Source organism: Paludibaculum fermentans, assembly GCF_051172195.1.
Classification (GTDB): Bacteria; Acidobacteriota; Terriglobia; order Bryobacterales; family Bryobacteraceae; genus Paludibaculum; species Paludibaculum fermentans_A.
On sequence record NZ_JBPJAQ010000001.1, the window covers coordinates 3,907,983 to 3,925,330 of the forward strand.

Genomic DNA, 17,348 nt, shown 5'->3' on the forward strand with positions numbered 1-17,348 from the left:
GAAATTCCAGCGTAACATAACGGAAATATGGACCTTCACGTTGCAGAGACACCGGCCGACTTCGATCTCGCCCGCGAGTTGTTCCGGGAGTACGCCCAGACGCCGGGCGTAACAGTATGTGTCGTCGGGTTTGAGGATGAGCTGTCGCTGCTGGAAACGGCCTACGAGGCGGTGTTGCTGGCTGCTCATGAAGGCTCAGCGGTTGGCTGCGGGGCCCTGCGCGCATTGGGCGACGGGACGGCCGAGATGAAACGGCTGTATGTGCGGCCGTTCTACCGGGGGCTGAAGGCCGGACGGGCGATGGCCGAGTGGTTGATCGAGTCGGCTAAGGCGCGGGGGTATGCGGCGCTGCGCCTGGATACGCTGCCTTCCATGGACGCTGCTCAACATCTCTATAAGTCGCTGGGATTTCAAGTGATTCCGCCCTACTCGCCAGCGAATCCGCCAGAGGCCAGCTGCTACGAACTCCGGCTTCGGGTGACCGAGTGAGAGGGCTGATCCCGCTTCTGACACTAACTGTCCTGGCGGCTGCGCCATCGCCGTACTTCGGGGTACGGGTGGTGGACGACCAGACTGGCGGCGGGGTGCCGTTGGTGGAGTTGAAACTGCAGAATGACGTGAAGTATTTCACGGACTCCAACGGGTGGGCGGCGCTGAACGAACCGGCGCTGATGGGCCGGCCGGTCTTTGTCGAGGTCACCAGCGATGGCTACGAGTATCCGGACAAACTCGTATTCGGGCGCGGGCTGATTCTGCGGTTGAATCCGGGTGGGCGCGCGACGGTGAAGATCCGGCGGAAGATGATTGCCGAGCGGCTCTACCGAGTGACGGGGGAAGGGATCTACCGCGACTCGGTTCTACTCGGGCAAAAGACACCGATCCGCGAACCGCTATTGAATGGCCAAGTGCTGGGGCAGGATACGGCCACCACGGCGATCTACCAGGGGAAGCTGTTCTGGATCTGGGGCGACACCATTGGCCCGGACTTCTGGAATTTCAGCGTGTCCGGCGCTACCAGCGAACTGCCCGGGCGTGGCGGGCTGGATCCCGCGGTTGGCGTGGATCTGCACTACTTCGTGGACGGGAAGGGGCGGTCGAAGGGGATGCTGCCGCTGCCTCGGCCGGGATTGGTGTGGATCGAGGGGCTAGTCGCGGTGAAGGATCCGGCGGGTCGCGAGCGGTTGCTGGCCACCTATACTCGCCAGGACGGATTGAAGCCTCCGGACGAGTGCGGAGTGGCTCTGTTCGACGACGCGAAGGCGCAGTTTGAAGCGTGGGTCCAGATGCCGTGCAGGAAGAGCCACTATTCCGCGCATCCGTTCCGGCACAACGGGTATTGGTATCTCTACCCGTGGCTGCGGGTGAAGGACGATTGGGCCGCGATCCAGGATCCATCCTTATGGGAAGAGCGTAAAGTGCAGCTTCCGCCAAATGCCACTCGCATCTCCTGTGTGGTGTGGAATGAATACCGCCATCGCTGGATCATGCTGATGGAGAAGACCGGGATGGTTTCTTACGCTGAGGCGAGGGAGCCGGAAGGTCCCTACGGCCCGGCGGTGGAGATTCTGCGGCACGAGCATTACAACTTCTATAACGTCGTCGCGCACCCGTACTTCCAGCAGGACGGTGGGAAGGTGCTCTACCTGGAGGGAACTTATACTGATTCGTTCAGCGACGCCAGGCAGAAGACTCCGCGGTACAACTACAACCAGGTGATGTATCGGCTTCGATTGGACGATCCGAGACTACAAGAGGCGCAACGCTAGCCGCATTGCGCCCCTCCTCCGGCTTGCTTGATCGGAACACAGTCGGCAAACCCGTTAGAAAATGGCTCACCTCCTCCAGGTGAGCCTCCTCCGACAAGGCCAGGACTTTGCGGATCCGAACGTCCATACAGCCGATACCGTATCGTGTCGCAGGCCCCGGATTCGTTACACGGCGGGCGCGAAAAAATGCCAGGCGGTGTCCTAGACTGGGTAGCATGCTGGAAGTTCGCCGTGCGAGCGCCGGAGAGGCGCCGATTCTCCTCGACCTGATCCGGGCGCTGGCCGATTACGAAAAGCTGGATCCGCCGACGCCGGAAGCGCAAGCGCGCCTGGTGAGGGACATCTTTGGTGACAAGCCGCGTCTCGACGCCTTCCTGGCTTTCGTCGATGGGCAGCCGGCGGGCTATGCGCTGGTGCTGGAAACCTACTCCAGTTTCCTGGCGCTGCCCACCCTCTACCTCGAAGACATTTTCGTCAGGACGGAATTCCGGGGCAAAGGAGCGGGCGCGGCCCTGTTCCGCGAGATGGTGGCGGAAGCCGATCGCCGGGGCTGCGGCCGGATGGAGTGGGTGGTGCTGGACTGGAACCGGCTGGCGCAGGAATTCTACGCCAAATTCGGCGCCAGGCACCTGAACGACTGGATGACCATGCGCCTGGTGCAGGACGATTTCGCGGGGATCCTGAAAACGGATTGAAGAGTCTGAAATAATAAAACGGTGCGCCGTACCACCACACTCTGGATCCTCGCTCTTCTATTGACGGTAGCTTCCGCCGTATATCAAAGGATGACCGGCCCGAGTTACCCGGTCCGGGGCAAGGTGAAGCTGGCTGGGGCGGAGGTCTCATTCCGTCTGCCGCGCACCCAGGGCGACGGTGATGCCGAGGTCCGGGTGCCCGTGGCGGACGCCGCCGTGGAAGGGACGCTGGGCTGGAAGCGGTTCAAGACAAACGACCAATGGACCTATTCGAAGATGGCGCGGCAGTCCGGCGACCTGGTGGGACGCCTGCCTCATCAACCACCGGCGGGCAAGCTGATGTACCGGGTGGTGCTGCAGAAAGACCTGGAACGGGTTTCGCTGCACGGCCAACCGGTGGTAATCCGGTTCAAGGGCGAAGTGCCGCAGGTGGTCCTGGTCGTCCATATCTTCTGTATGTTCGTGGGCATGCTGTTGTCGACCCGTGCAGGGTTTGAGTTCTTCCGGCCGGAGCCCAACTACACGAATCTGATTCTCACCACGATCGGGCTGCTGACCGTAGGCGGTCTGATTCTGGGTCCGGTCGTCCAGAAGTACGCATTCGGCGCCTATTGGACAGGCTGGCCGTTCGGTACCGATCTGACGGATAACAAGACCGCGGTGGCGTGGCTGGCGTGGGTGATTGCGTGGTTAAAGACGCGACGAAATCCGAAAGCGGGCTTGTGGGCGTTGGGTGCGGCGATCGTCACGCTGGTAGTGTTCGGCATCCCGCACAGCCTCTTCGGCAGCGAATTGAAGTACTAGCAGGTTAGAAGAGGCGCAGCAGCGATTCCGGCGGACGGGCTGCTTTCATGCGGCGGAACCAGCCGCAGGCGGGGTAGAGCAGGGCCACGCCGCCGATCCAGACGGCATAGAGTACCCAGCGGTCCGGGCTGGCATCCCGGAAAAAAGCCAGGCGGAGCAGGCAGAACAGCCACAGGTGGGCCAGGTAGAAGAACAGTGGGGCCTGGCCGTAGACGGTCAAGAGTCGACGAAGCGGGTCAAGCCAGGTGCCGGCGCGGTATATCAGCGACAGTAGAGAAAGGTTGATGCCGAGGGTGAGCAGGCAGAACGCCAGGCTGGGCGGGTACTTGATCACGGTCAGGAACGATTCCAGGCTGTTGCCGGTGGGCACCATCAGGTTGCCGAAACCTCCGCCGTAACGGATGCCGGCGAAGCCGACAAGATAGGCGAGGCCCATGGGGAGCAGGGCGCGCAGGGCGCGGCTGGCATCATTTCTCAGGAGATGGGCGAACCCCACGCCGAGCGCGCAGATTCCGAACCAGGGCAGCAGCGGGTACATCGAGGCAACGATGCCAACGGAGCCGGGTACGACGAAGAGGTGCATGAGGACACCGGCGGAGGCCTCGTGGCCGCGGAGCGTGGGAATGAGGAAATTCGGAGCCATGATGGCGATGAACGCCATGGCGAGCCAGGAGCGGCGGCTGAGACCCAGCAACGGCGCGCTGAGAAGCATGGTGAGGCCGAGGGTCACCAGGACGGTGAGAACGACGAAGGGCATCTGTTCGCCCGAGATGGGGGTCATGGTGGTGCCGGCCGGGCTAAACCGCTCCGGCAGCAGCCAAACGACCATTTCGAGCAGGTAGCTGACGAGGACAAGTACTGCGCCGCGGCCCATCAGATGGCGGGTGACGCGCGTCTCGCTCCAACCGGCTTCCAGGCGGGCAGCCCGGAAAAACACAAGTCCGGCGCCCATGAGGAAGAAGAAGCCGGGGGCGCAGAGATGGGTGATCCAGCGAGTGAAGAACCAGCCTGTGTCCTGGTAGTGGGGCAGACCCATGTTCCAGTACTCGAAGGGGTGGATGCGGGCGATGAAGAAGCTGGCATGATCGAGTGCCATGAGGACCATGATGAGGCCGCGCAGAGTGTCTAGCGCAGTCAGTCTCACGGTGGCTGGACGTTGGGGGAGAGTCGACGCACTGCTCATGATATTTCCTGGGCCGGATCCTAATGCAGTGTACCGATTTGTCGAGGCTTGCGCGGAGCGGCATTCTGGCCCTGCCGGGTCGGATTGTCTATTACGCATTTTCCGGAACATTTGGCCTGATTCAATCGTCTGGATCATTTGAACGAAGCGCCGGGGACAGCGGCGATTCGCTAATACCGTAGGGAGTAGTCATCATGGCAGGCAATGGGAAGAAGTCGTCGAAGCGCCGCTGGATTTGGGCGTTGGTCATCGTATTGGTGCTGGCCGGAGCGGGCGTGGGTGTCCGGGCGGCGTTAAAGCCTGATAACAAGATCGATCCCTCGAAAATCGCCAGTGTCGATCGCGGCAATATTGCCCGCAGCGTAGTGGCCACCGGCAAGATTGAGCCGCGGTCCACCGTGGAAGTGAAGTCGAAGGCGAGCGGCATCGTGAAGAAGCTGTTTGTCGACTACGGTGAGAATGTACGCCAGGGTCAGGTGCTGGCCGAACTCGACAAGGAGTTGCTGGAAGCGCAAGTGCGGGAGTCCAAGGCGAACCTGCAGGCGGCCCAGGCCGCGGAAGAGGCGGCCATGGCGTCGCTGGAGCGGAACAAAGTCGAGGCGGAAGGTCCGGACGTCCCATTTACCAAGGCAGGCATGGACCGTGCCCGACAGCTCAACAAGGAAGGCCTGATCGCCAAGAATGTGGTGGAAGACGCCGAAAAGCTGTATCAAATGGCTTTGAACAAGCAGAGCTCGGCGTTCCGTACCCTGGCTGTCAGCCGGGCAGAGATCGCCAGGGCGAAGGCCCAGGTGGCGCAGGCGACGGCTGTGCTTGAGCGGGTGCAGGAAGATCTGCGGAATTCGACGATCACTAGTCCCATCGATGGATTGGTGCTGTCCCGCAATGTGGAAGTGGGCAATGCGGTGAGTTCGATTGTGGTGCTGGGTTCGCAGGCGACCCTGTTGTTCACGCTGGGCGATGTGAGCGACGTTTTCGTGCGCGGCAAGGTGGACCAGGCGGATATCGGCAAGGTCTACATGGGCCAACCGGCGCGCATCGTGGTGGAGAGCTTCCGCGACAAGAAGTTCGACGGCAAGGTTTACAAGATCGCGCCCCTGGGTGTGGAGAAAGAGAACGTCACGACGTTTGAAGTGCAGGTTTCCATCCACAACCCCGGCAATCAGCTGAAAGCAGCCATGAGCGCCAATGCCGAGATCATCATGGAAGAGAAGCCCAACGTGCTGCTGGTGCCGGAGGCCGCGGTGCTCTACGACAAGGATCGCAATGCCTCGGTGGAAGTGCCCGACATCACGGCCGAAAAGGGCCGCAAGAAGCTGCCGGTCAAGCTGGGCATCTCCAATGGGGTCAAGACCGAACTGATCTCCGGCCTGACGCAGGGCCAGAAAGTCATCCTGCAGTAGCGAATGACGTTCCGCGATCTCATCTGGGACACGGTTCAAACGCTGTTGGCGCACAAACTCCGGGCGGGCCTGACGATGTTCGGCCTGCTTTGGGGGGTGGTGTCCATCACCTTGATGACGGCCGCGGGCGATGGCTTGCGGGAAGGCCAGCGCCAGGTATCCGCCCAGTTTGGGGAGGACATCATCATCGTGTTTGGCGGGCGGACTTCCCTTCAAGTGGGTGGGGAGCGGGCAGGCCGGCGGGTGATGTGGACGATCTACGATCACACCCTGCTGGCTCCACAAACACCGTCGTGCGAATTCGTGATCCCGGAACTGACGCGCGGCAATGTCTCGGTGAGGAGCGACTACAACTCGGCGCTGCTGCTCATCAGCGGATCCCAACCGCCTTACCAGCGGCTGCGGGCCCTGGCCGTAGATGAAGGAAGGTTCTTCTCGTGGGAGGACGACACCCAGGGACGCCGCGTCGCCTTTATCGGCAGCGACGTGCGCAAGCAGTTGTTTAAAGGCCGCAAGGCGCTGGGCGAGTTGTTGACCATCAACGGGATCCCTTACCAAGTGATCGGAGTGATGAAGACCAAGGAGCAGGACTCCAGCTATGACGGCCGCGACATCAATAAGGTCTTCATCCCCTATGGTGCGATGGTTCGCGATCTGCCGCAGCCGCCGCCATTTCCGCCCGGCACGATGGACCAGATGATCGTCAAGGCCTGGTCGCTGAACGTGCATGAAACCTGCGTGGCGGAAGTGCGCCGCGGCCTGGCGCGCATCCACAATTTCGATCCTGAAGACAAGGATGCGGCCGCTATCTGGGACACTGTGGAGCAGTCTCGGGCGTTCGCCACGATGGCCGACGGGATGAAGTACTTCCTGGGGGCGATGGGGGTCGTCACGCTGCTGCTGGGTGGCATTGGGACCATGAACGTGATGCTGGTGTCGGTGCGGGAACGGACTCGCGAGATTGGGCTGCGCAAGGCAGTGGGCGCTACGCGGCGCGAGATCCTGACGATGTTCTTCCTGGAGACGTTCTTCATCGTATTCCTGAGCGGCGGGCTGGGGCTCGGCTTTGCGCACATGGTGTGCCATTTCGTGAACAAGCTGCAGATGCCGCCGTACTTCGCAGGCCTCTGGGCCACGTGGCAGGTGGGTGCGGCGTGTGTGGGCCTGCTGGGGCTGGTTGCATTCCTTTCAGCGCTTTACCCCGCTATCAAGGCGGCGAGCGTCGATCCCATTGAGGCGCTGCGGTTCGAGGCTGGAGGCTAGGCGGATGCTGAAAGAGATCCTGCTGCAGGCCTGGGATGCGCTGCGCCGTAATCCCACGCGGAGCTTTCTCACGATGCTTGGCATCGTGTGGGGCATTGCGGCCGTGACCTTGCTGCTGTCCTACGGGTCCGGCTTCCGTGACGTGATGGTGAGGACGTTTCAGAACTTCTCGAAGTCGGCGATGGTGCTGTTCCCGGGGCAGACGAGCGAGAACGCCGGCGGCGAGCGGGCGGGGAAGCGGATCCGGTTTGAGCTGGCTGACCTGGAAGCGGCCCAAGCCGAGTCGCCCCTGATCCGGATGATCTGCGCGGAGACCATCAAGCGCGTGCCTGTGACGTATCAGGACCGGGTGCAGACCGTGCCGGTACGCGGCGTGTGTCCCGAGTTTGGGGAGATCCGCAGCGAAGTCGCCCTGGATGGCCGCTGGATCAGTAAGGACGATTTCGGAGAGCGGCGGCGGGTGATCTTCCTGGGCGATTGGGTCCGCGGCAAGCTGTTTGCGGGGCGGCCGCCCATCGGTGAGACTGTCACCGTGCAGGGCGTACGGTTCACGGTGATCGGGGTAATGGATAAGAAGATGCAGTTCGGGAACTACTATGGCCCGGACGACCGGTCAGCGTTCATCCCATATTCGACAGCCGGCGATCTGTGGAATACGCGCTATGTGAGTGATGCGGTGATCCAGCCGATCGCGCCGATGTTTGAGGATAAGGCTACGGACCAGTTTCGGGCGGCGATCGCCAAGCGGCAGGGCTTCAATCCCAGCGACAAGCGGGCCATTACCGGCTTCGGCACTTCCAACCTGCGGCCCATCATTGATGGACTCACTATCGGGCTGCAGGTGCTGCTGGTGTTCATCGGGTTCCTGACGCTGACGATTGGCGGCATCGGGCTGATGAACATCCTGCTGGTCTCGGTGAACGAGCGGACGCGAGAAATCGGGCTGCGCCGGGCTCTGGGTGCGAAACGAACCCATATCGCCCTGCAGTTCCTGGCGGAGGCTCTGGTTCTCACGATCGGCGGGGGAATTTTTGGGGTACTGCTGTCGTATGCGGTGGTGTGGACGCTGCCCCCATTGCCGATGCTGGGGGCGCTGTTCGAGGACAAGAGCGGCAAGGGGGACCTGGTGCTGGCCATCCGCCCCATGACGCTTTTGATCTCGTTCTCGGTGCTGATGGTAGTTGGGATTGCCAGCGGACTCATCCCGGCCATCCGGGCATCCCGCATGGATCCGTCCGAGGCGTTGCGGACGGAGTAAACTCGAAGCTCTGGCACTGGTTCTCTTAGCGCTGCTGCTCGCCGCTCCGCCCGCGGAAGAGGCCTATCAGCACGGTGTGTCCCTACTGGAGCAAGGCCGCGCGGCCGAAGCAATCGCCTTCCTGAAAGAGTCCTCAAGGCTGGCGCCAAAGAATGCGCAGTATTGGAAGGCTCTGGGCGTCGCTCACGCCTCATTGAACCAGTTGCGCGATTCAATTGAACCGTTCCGCCAGGCGTGCACGCTGGAGCCCAGGCTGCTGGATGCATGCTACTACTTCGGGCGAAACCTGTACGGTACGGACAGGTATGCAGAGGCGCTGCCCCCGCTGGAAAAGGCGTTAGCAACAGATGCCGTCAAGGGGCGGGCCGAGGCGGCGATCGGACAGTGCCTTCAGGCCCTTGGGCGGAACGAGGCGGCGGAGAAGCGGTTCGAGTCCGCCGTGGCCAAGCACGATCGGGCGGAGCAGATGGCGCGACTGGCGTATGGGCAGTTCCTTATCAGGCAGGGCCGGGCAGCGGAGGCGGTGAGGGTGCTGCAGCCTGCACAGGAGCCAGAGACCCACGAAGCGAGTTATGAACTGGGGCTTGCGCTCTCGCAATCAGAGCAACTCGATGACGCTGTCGCAGCTCTGCGGCGGGCCGTCCGGCTGAGCCCTGGCAGGACAGTCGCTCGTCTTCTGCTAGCCAAGGTCTATCGCCGCCTGGGACGTGTTCCAGAGGCAGAAAGAGAAGAAATGGCAGCGATTGCAATGGGTCTTCCCGAGCAGCAATAGACTCCGAATGCAAGGCCTTGCACCTCGCTAAGATACTGATAGTTTTATACTTAACAAAATTAACAAGTATTCATCAAAAGGTCCTATCGATAGATCCTTCCCTGTGATAGCATGCTGCGCAGGACTACCGGCCCTGTCCGCCGGCTCCGTCCATGAAGATTACAGGGGGTCCAATTTGAGACAGTACATTTGCAAGCTAGTTGTGTGCCTCCAGATGGTTGTCTGCGCGATGTGGGCGCAGGAGTTTCGAGCAACCATATCTGGCCACGTTCTGGATGCCAGCGGCGGCGCCGTACCCAGCGCCAAAGTACAGGCGACCAACCTCAGCACCAACGAAACCAACATTGCGACAACGGATGCGTCCGGCACATACACCATTCCGCTGTTGCGGCCGGGCGACTACAAAGTAACCGTCACGGCAGCAGGATTCAAACAGTACAATCGCGAACACATTACCCTGCAGGTGGGCCAGAGCGCGGGCGTCGAGATCGCGCTCGAGGTCGGCGCGGTAACGGAGTCGATCAATGTGACGGGCGAAGCCGCGCTATTGGAGACACAAACGGCATCGCGCAGCGGCATTGTGAGCACGCAGCAGGTTTCCGAGCTTCCACTCAACGCTCGCAATCCTTTCATGCTGGGCACCATGATGCCTGGTGTGACGTTCCGCGGTGCAGCCATCTGGCAGCGTCCGTTTGATAACGGCGCTATCGCCGAATGGTCTGTCAACGGCGGCCGCCAGTCGAACAACGAGTTCATGATGGACGGCGCTCCGAACAACGGCCAGGCGGGCAACAACAATATCGCCTATGTGCCGATCGTAGACGCGGTACAGGAGTTCAACGTCCAGATGAACTCGTATGACGCGCAGTACGGCCACACGGGCGGTGGTGTATTCAACGTCGTCCTGAAGTCGGGCGGCACCGACTTCCATGCGACCGGCTGGGAGTTCCTGCGCCGGAAGTGGCTGGACGCCAATACATTCCAGGGGAACGCCGTCGGAGCGAAACGCGCCGACCACTTGCTGGACCAGTATGGCTTCCAGTTGGAAGGCCCCGTCTACATTCCGAAGATCCTGACGAAGCAGTCGAAGACGAAGCTCTTCTACCTGGGCAGCTTTGAGAATTACCGGGAGAACACGCCCAATCCGCTCACCAACTCCTACCCGGAGCAGGAGATGCGCAACGGCGACTTCTCGAAACTGAAGAACGCGGCCGGCAACCCGATCACGATCTACGATCCCCTGAACTACACGCTGGATTCGAATAGCAATCCGGTGCGTACACCGTTCGCGGGCAACATCATTCCGGCAGACCGCATCAATCCGGTCGCGAAGGCTGTTACCGGCTACATGCCGCTGCCCAACACGCCGACAAGGGCGGGTTTCGCGTATTCGACCAACAACCACCTGCTGCCGAACTACGTAAACCACGACAAGTTCTATAACCTGATCCTGAAGTTCGACTTCAACTTCGGGGACAGAAACCGCGCATTCTTCCGGCATGCTTCCAACGACCGTACGGAAGACCGTGCCGTCAATGGTCTTGACAATGTGCCTGGCACGGATGGCCAGCAGCCCTTCCAGCGCATCAACGATGCCTACGTGGCCGACTGGGTGAGCACAGTCACTCCGACGCTTATCCTGAACGTGCGCCTGTCGTACAACCGGTTCATTGAAACCGGTCGCGGGCAGGCCAATACCAGCTTCGACATCACGAAACTGGGAGTACCCGCCTCGCTGGTGAGCCAACTGCCGGGCCCGTATTACTTCGGGCGCTGGCAGATGGACGGCTACTCGGCTCTGGGCCGAGGCCAGGGCATCAATATCACGAACAACTACAACCTGGCGGCGAACGTGACCAAGATCGCCGGCAGCCACACGTTGAAGGCCGGCATCGACATCCGCAGGATCCACTACATCCAGCAGAACAGCGGTGACATCTTCAAGATGGATTCGCGCCGCGACTGGACGCAGCAGGTTTGGAACCAGGGCGACGCCGTTTCCGGCGACTCGTACGCCAGTTTCCTGCTGGGTCTCCCCAACACGAACGGCACAACGGACCGTTCGTCGCTGAACTACCCGCTGTACCCCTTCAACCGCCAGTGGTATCTATCGCCCTACCTACAGGACGACTGGAAAGTCTCGCGAAAGCTGACCGTGAACCTCGGCCTGCGTTGGGATTTCAACCAGGCTCCGGACGAGAAGTGGAATCGCATGAACCGTGGGTTTGATCCAAAGGTCGCCAGCCCCCTGCGTTCGTTGTTCCCGGCAGCCACGCTGGCGCAGTTCCCCAGCCTGGCCAATCTGACGGGCGGCTTCAACTTCGCCGGAGTTGGCGGGCAGCCGACAATCGCCTCAAAGAATGTCTGGACCAACTGGCAGCCTCGCATTGGCGCGGCGTATCAACTGACGGACAAACTGGTGATGCGCGGCGGCTACGGCCTGTATTTCCTCAATCCGAACAACAATTACCTGCAGTTCGCCGGCTTTTCCGCCTTCACGCCGCTCGTCAATTCCAACGATGGCGGACGGACGCCGATCCCGAATGTGCTGAGCAACCCTTACCCTGCGGGCATTACGCGGCCGTCAGGCTCCTCTCTCGGGGCGCTCACGTTTGTGGGCCGCAATAACAACTGGTTCGACCCGACGTTCACGACGCCCAAGGTCCACCAGTTCTCGTTCGGGTTCCAGCAGCAGGTTGGCCAGACGGCCACCCTCGAAGTCACCTACGTCGGCAGCCGGACGAACGGTGCGAACGGCGAGAAGGAATACAACATTCCATCGCTCGCCTTCCGCAAGACCTGCAACCTGATGGAAGGCGGCAGCCCCATCTTCTGCAACGAGCAGTTGACGAATCCGTTCAAGGGGCTGGCTCCGTTCCTGGGCACCAACTACTACACGGCGAACACGGTCAGCCGGTTCAACCTGGCGCGGCCGTTCCCTCAATTCGACGGGACTCTGCTGCAGCAGGGCCGCAACGACTCCAACATCTGGTACAACTCGGCGCAGGTCACTTACAGCCAGCGCGTAGGCCGCGACCTGATCATCAACACCAATTACACCTTCAGCAAGATGGTGGAACGTTGGGGATACCAGGATCCGTATGCCGACCGGATGCAGCAGGGCCTGTACTTCAACGACCGCCCGCACTGGTTCAAATTCACGGCGGTGTATGAGATGCCCTTCGGGCAAGGTAAGAAGTTCGGCGCCGGCACCACGGGACTAGCCAAAAAGCTGATTTCCGGCTGGCAGGCGACCACGTTCTACAACAACTCCAGCGGCGAGCCCACCGATCTGCCGGGCAACGCTATCCAGTTGAAGGATCCGCGCACTCCGGGCGGCGGCTGGGATGGTAAGACCGATTGGAAGGCCCATCAGGTTCGCGCTTGGAACCCGTGCGTGCTGCGCCAGCAGGACAACGGGACCATTGCTCCGCAACCGTATTCGTTGGCGAAGGGCTGCGGCACCGATTTCAGCAACTATGCCTGGCTGCAAGTGGCAAACTTCGCACCCAGCCGGTATGCGCCCAACCGCTCAGGCCAGGTTCGCAAGCACCATGCCTTCACCCTGGACGCCTCGATCAGCAAGATGACCAATGTCACCGAGCGATTCAGAGTGCAGTTCCGCGCCGAAGCGTTCAATCTGTTCAACCACAACTACTTCGGCCGCGAAACGTTCACCACGGACCCGAACAATGCCAACTTCGGCACTATCTTCCCGTCCACGGCAACGAATCAGAATATCTTCCCGCGCCAGATCCAGTTGGGTATCAAAGCCTTCTGGTAAAGCTCGGCGAAGTACGGGATTAAGAGTTTCTGGTTGAGGCAGACCCCCTGCAACTACCAGACTGAACGGCGGCGCGAAAGCGTCGCCGTTCCCCGTTTCACGGCTGATTTATCGTATACACACGGCCCGCATCCAAACCCGAGAGTGTCTGTTTTGAGCCGCCGGGCCCGGGCCAGGTGATCTCCACCTTTTCCACCCTGCCTGCCTTGCCCAACCCAAACCGCACCGTCTTCTCACTGGAGCCGAGATAGCCGACTGCCGTGGTGACGTGATTGTACTGATTGCGGCCTTCGGACACGATGTGGATTTGCGCTCCGATTGCGTCACGATTGCTGCTCTTTCCGGTCAGTTGGAAAGCGATCCAGTGGTTCGCCGTCCCCATGGTATTCCTGAGGACCGCTGGTGTGCCGCTCAACCGGGACACCACTGCATCCACCCGGCCGTCGCCGTCCAGGTCCCCGAAAGCGGCGCCCCGATGCTGGGCGGGTGGGCCGAAGGCGTTTGCCTCGAAGGTCAAGTCTCCACGGTTCACCAGGACCAGATTCTGTTGACGGGACGCGCGGTCGGAGAATAGCTCGGTATTGTCCTGCACGTCGCCGGCGGCTACGAAGATGTCCTTCCAGCCGTCGTTGTTGAAGTCGTAGATCCCCGTGCTCCATCCGCTGAATGCCATGGTGGCCGCCCCGATCCGGCTGCGGTAGGTGACGTCCTGGAACAAGCCGTTGCCCAGGTTCCGGAAGAGCGGAAACGTCTCATTGGCAAGGGCTGAGATGAAGAGATCGGGGCGGCCGTCGTTGTCGATGTCGCGGAAGTCTGTTCCCATGGACGAGACCACCTTGCCGTCGTCCATGATGGCGACACCGGAAGCCATGCCGACCTCAGTGAACCGGCCGCCACCCTCATTGCGGTACAGGAGATTCGGAGTTGTATCGTTGAGCACGGCGACGTCCAGGCGGCCGTCGCCATTGTAGTCGGCGAAGGCCAGGGACATCCCTTTGCCCACCCGCGAGCCAATCCCCGACCCGCTGGAAACGTCGGTGAAAGTGCCGTTGCCGTTGTTGTGCAGCAGGGTGTTGGGCAGGCCGGGGTAGCTCTTGGGGTGGCAGTAGGTGCGGAAGCCCGCTTTTGCGTCACCGCAGAACGGTTCAGTCGCCGGATCCCAGCGGCAGTAGTTCACGATGAACAGGTCGAGGAAGCCGTCATTGTCATAGTCGAACCAACCGGCTGAGACCGGCCAGCCTGTGGCCGGAATGCCGGCCTTGGTCGTGACGTCCCGGAAAGTGCCGTCACCCCGGTTGCGATAGAGGCGGCTGAAGCCAACACTGGTGACCAGCAGGTCGGTGTGACCATCGTTGTCAAAGTCGCCCGCCGCGGCACCCATCCCGTAACCTTCGCCGGAAAGTCCGGCTTTGAGAGTTACGTCTTCAAACCGGAAGTTACCCAGGTTCCGGTAGAGCCTGTTGAACCACTGCGGTGTTGATTTTTGCAGCGAAGGTTGAGGTGCCCCGTTCACCATGTAAATGTCGAGTTTTCCATCACCATCGAAATCAAACAGAGCGACACCACCCGGCACGCTCTCTATCTGATGCTTCTCCGGCGTAGCTGAGTTGTGAAGCCGGAATGACAGTTCGGGGGCAACCGCCGTGAAGGGGGCTTGAGGCTGGGCGCCCAGGGCCAGGCAAGCGATTGCAAGGAGACTCCATTTGCGCATGGTCTTGTGATATTATCGCCGCGATCGTCGGCCCTGTCCGCCGGCGTGTCCGATGGCAAATTGCAGGGGGTCTGCATGAAACGAAGAGTCGCGATAGCGATCGCACTCTTGTGTCTGGCCGCAGTGTGCGCGCCAGGGCAGGAATGCGGCGCAGATTCAGATCCACATGAAGTTGATGTGGTAACTGCGAAGATCAATTGGGAACCAAGGGGGCGGTCCCAGCCGGGCTGCCCCCATTCTAGTGTTTGGCCCCTCTTTCTAGTACGATCAACGCGATGTTTCCCCTCGCCCTGGCGCTGCTGCTCACTCCCGCCGACTACGCAATCAACCGGCTGAAACAGGCTCTGCCGCCGGATGTCTCGATCACGTCAGCCATGGGCCGGGCGTGCCCGCAGGCGGTGCCGGCTCCCGCGGAGTCACTGTCGGTTGCCAGATCCCTGAAGAACGGCAAGACGGTCCTGTCACTGTGCGGAGCTGATCAGGCCGGACTCATGTACGCCGCACTCGACACCGCCGACCGCATCCGGTGGGCCGGATCATCCGGCGACCCGCTCCGCTTTGTCGAAAATCTGTCGGAGCAACCCGCCATCGCTGAACGGGCCGTCTCCATGTACACCATGCAGCGCGCCTTGTTCGAACAACGGCTGCACGACCCGCGCCACTGGGAGCGATATTTCGACCTGCTGGCTGCCAGCCGCATCAATTCCTTCGTCATCATCTTCGGTTACGAGAACGGCGGTTTCATGGCGCCGCTCTACCCGTACTTTTTCGATACGCCCGGCTTTGACTCGGTACGCTTCAACGGGATCACCACCGCACAGCAGGCTCGCAATACCGAGTCCTTCCGGACTGTGATGCGGCTGGCGCACGAGCGGGGCATTCGCATCACGGTCGGGATCTGGGACCACATCTATCGCGGGGGCGTCCAAGGCGGGGGCATTCCCGGCGCCTCTGAGAACGCGGGCAAAGTGGTTCCTGGCTTGGTCTCCGGCCTCGATGCCGAGAATCTTGCACCGTATACGAAGGCAGCGCTACGCCGTTTCCTGGCCACGTTTCCCGATGTCGACGCCATCCAGTTCCGTATGCACGACGAGTCCGGGCTGAAACCGTCCGAGATGCAGGCCTTCTGGCACGAAGTCTTCGGTTTCATCCATCAGATCAAGCCGGAACTGCGAGTCGATCTGCGAGCCAAGGGCCTGCCGGACGCGGTCGTGCTCGATGCCCTGGATCAGGGTTTGAACGCGCGTGTCACCACGAAGTACTGGATGGAGCAGATGGGCCTGCCCTTCCATCCAACGCATATCAACACCCAGAACCAGAGGGACCGGCGGCACGGCTACGCGGATCTTCTCACCTACCCGCAGCGCTACCAGATGGTGTGGCGGCTCTGGAACGGCGGCACCAGCCGGCTGCTGCTGTGGACCGATCCCGAGTATGTGCGGCGTTTCGCGGCTTCGGCGCGGCTCTATGGCGGCAGCAGCATCGAGGTGAACGAGATGCTCGCCACCCATATGCTTGGATCCCCTCACGACGAGAAGCCTGGCGGGATTCTCAATCCGAATTACCGGTTCTACGAGTACGACTTCGAACGCTACTGGGATTTCTACCGTGTCTGGGGCCGTGCCAGCTACAATCCCGAAACGCCCATCACAGCCTGGCAGCGTGAGTACGACGTTCGCTTCGGCACCGGAGCCGGGGTGCACGTGATGCGCGGACTCCACCTGGCCAGCCAGGTGCTGCCCCGCATCGTGGCGGTTGCCTACCGCTACCAGCTTTTCCCCACAACTCGCGGGTGGGCTGAGATGATGCGCGAGGAGAGCCTGCCCAGGTACGCCGATCTGCAGGGCTCCGACATCGAGCAGTTCCTCAGCCCGCGCGAGGAGGCTCACCGGCAGCTCCAGGGCACCCATGCGACCCGCCGGCGGCCGCAGGAGACCAGCGCCTGGTTCACACGGATCGCCGCGTCGATCGAAGCCGAGGCCAGCCTGGCCGAGCAGGCAGCAGGATCCAAGCCGGGCAGGGAACTGGCCACCTCTCTCACCGATCTGCGCATCCTGGCGGGTTTGGCCCGGTATCACTCGCACAGGTTGTTGGCTGCTGTCAGCTACAACCTGTATCTCGAAACCCGGAGCGTGGCAGCCTTCGACGACGCCATCCGGGGCGAGCGTCAGGCCGTGGATGCCTGGCGCTCCATCGTGAAGGCGGCCGGAGACGTCTACACTGATAACCTTGCCTTCGGGGTTCACGCCGTTGGCTTCCCGCGCCATTGGAAGGAAGAGCTGAGCAAGCTGGAGAATGACTTCGCCGAATTGCAGGCACAGCGCCCGGCTGCCATGGGCGAGTCGAAGCCGCTGCCCGCACCCGTAGCCCCAAAAGACCAGCAGCCGCCCTGGGTGACGATCAGGCCTGTTGAGCCTGCGAGATTGGGGCAACCGCTGGAGGTCGCGGCGGTCGTCCATGATCCATCTGGAGTGAGCGCTGTGCGGCTGCGCTACCGACATCTGACGCAGTATGAGGATTACAACAGCCTACCCATGACATTGGATGCCAAGTCAGGCTCGTACACTGCCAGCATTCCTGCGTCGTTTGTGAATCCTCGCTGGGATCTAATGTTCTTCGTCGAAGCGATCGACAAGCAAGGCAATGGACGGAACTACCCTGATTTCGAGGTGGAGGCGCCGTACGTGATTGTGCCGGTACTACGCTGAT

Annotated in this window: 12 protein-coding genes; 10 read left to right on the forward strand and 2 right to left on the reverse strand. The window is 61.4% G+C overall.

The features are described from left to right. Positions 1 to 27: 27 nt before the first annotated feature. From ACR9Y2_RS15885 to ACR9Y2_RS15900, 4 genes are all read left to right on the forward strand, one after another. Complete coding sequence (locus tag ACR9Y2_RS15885) at positions 28 to 489, forward strand: GNAT family N-acetyltransferase (protein WP_435042377.1); 462 nt, start codon at positions 28 to 30, stop codon at positions 487 to 489. Next, the gene (locus tag ACR9Y2_RS15890; protein WP_435042378.1) at positions 486 to 1,766 is read left to right on the forward strand and encodes a hypothetical protein; all 1,281 of its coding nucleotides are present in this window, start codon (positions 486 to 488) and stop codon (positions 1,764 to 1,766) included. The genes ACR9Y2_RS15885 and ACR9Y2_RS15890 overlap by 4 nt, the downstream gene beginning before the upstream one ends. 107 nt (positions 1,767 to 1,873) lie before the next feature. Continuing rightward, positions 1,874 to 2,461 (forward strand): GNAT family N-acetyltransferase, encoded by a 588-nt coding sequence (locus ACR9Y2_RS15895; RefSeq protein WP_435042379.1) that lies wholly within the window; start codon positions 1,874 to 1,876, stop codon positions 2,459 to 2,461. A gap of 90 nt (positions 2,462 to 2,551) precedes the next feature. Further along, a complete protein-coding gene (locus ACR9Y2_RS15900; RefSeq protein ID WP_435042380.1) occupies positions 2,552 to 3,265 on the forward strand; it encodes a hypothetical protein in 714 nt (237 codons plus the stop codon). A 4-nt stretch (positions 3,266 to 3,269) separates the two neighbouring features. Here the strand turns inward: ACR9Y2_RS15900 and ACR9Y2_RS15905 are convergent, their stop codons facing one another. Further along, entirely contained in the window at positions 3,270 to 4,448 is a 1,179-nt protein-coding gene (locus ACR9Y2_RS15905) for a DUF1624 domain-containing protein (protein ID WP_435042382.1), read from the reverse strand. Between the two features lie 194 nt (positions 4,449 to 4,642). On the opposite strand from ACR9Y2_RS15905, the gene ACR9Y2_RS15910 reads away from it, so the two are divergent. The 5 genes from ACR9Y2_RS15910 (at position 4,643) to ACR9Y2_RS15930 (ending at position 12,928) form a co-directional block, all read left to right on the forward strand. After that, positions 4,643 to 5,851, forward strand: coding sequence for an efflux RND transporter periplasmic adaptor subunit (locus ACR9Y2_RS15910; RefSeq protein ID WP_435042383.1), 1,209 nt, complete (start codon positions 4,643 to 4,645; stop codon positions 5,849 to 5,851). Between the two features lie 3 nt (positions 5,852 to 5,854). Further along, complete coding sequence (locus ACR9Y2_RS15915) at positions 5,855 to 7,114, forward strand: ABC transporter permease (RefSeq protein WP_435042385.1); 1,260 nt, start codon at positions 5,855 to 5,857, stop codon at positions 7,112 to 7,114. A 4-nt stretch (positions 7,115 to 7,118) separates the two neighbouring features. Then, positions 7,119 to 8,372, forward strand: a complete 1,254-nt coding sequence (locus ACR9Y2_RS15920) for an ABC transporter permease (RefSeq protein WP_435042386.1) — start codon at positions 7,119 to 7,121, stop codon at positions 8,370 to 8,372. A 76-nt stretch (positions 8,373 to 8,448) separates the two neighbouring features. Then, a complete protein-coding gene (locus ACR9Y2_RS15925; RefSeq protein ID WP_435042387.1) occupies positions 8,449 to 9,144 on the forward strand; it encodes a tetratricopeptide repeat protein in 696 nt (231 codons plus the stop codon). 175 nt (positions 9,145 to 9,319) lie between these two features. Then, on the forward strand, positions 9,320 to 12,928 hold the full coding sequence (locus ACR9Y2_RS15930) for a carboxypeptidase regulatory-like domain-containing protein (protein ID WP_435042388.1): 3,609 nt from the start codon (positions 9,320 to 9,322) through the stop codon (positions 12,926 to 12,928). 97 nt (positions 12,929 to 13,025) lie between these two features. Here ACR9Y2_RS15930 and ACR9Y2_RS15935 read toward each other — a convergent pair whose 3' ends face one another. Beyond that, entirely contained in the window at positions 13,026 to 14,639 is a 1,614-nt protein-coding gene (locus tag ACR9Y2_RS15935) for a CRTAC1 family protein (protein WP_435042389.1), read from the reverse strand. Positions 14,640 to 14,914: 275 nt separating this feature from the next. On the opposite strand from ACR9Y2_RS15935, the gene ACR9Y2_RS15940 reads away from it, so the two are divergent. After that, positions 14,915 to 17,347 (forward strand): hypothetical protein, encoded by a 2,433-nt coding sequence (locus tag ACR9Y2_RS15940; RefSeq protein ID WP_435042390.1) that lies wholly within the window; start codon positions 14,915 to 14,917, stop codon positions 17,345 to 17,347. The last annotated feature ends 1 nt before the right edge of the window (position 17,348 follow it).